Annotated in this window: 1 protein-coding gene; it reads left to right on the forward strand. The window is 68.0% G+C overall.

Translation table 11 applies throughout. The features are described 5' to 3' along the window. On the forward strand, positions 1 to 247 hold a 247-nt coding region (locus AC5Y7E_RS24355), incomplete at both ends, for a hypothetical protein (protein WP_499950976.1).

Genomic DNA, 247 nt, shown 5'->3' on the forward strand with positions numbered 1-247 from the left:
ATTGGCGGGACGGTGGAGTTTCGCACCGATGTGTTCGACGCACCCACCATCGAAACGTTGATCGGGCGGTTGCGGCGGGTGCTCGAGGCGATGACCGCTGATCCGGGGCGGCGGTTGTCGTCGGTGGATGTGCTCGACGATGTCGAGCGAGCACGCGTGGACGGCTGGGGTAACCGCGCGATGCTCAGCACGCCGGTGACATCGGGGGTGTCGATCCCGGCGGTGTTGGCCGCACAGGTGGCCCGCG

The sequence above is a fragment of the Mycobacterium sp. NGS17 genome (assembly GCF_059813205.1).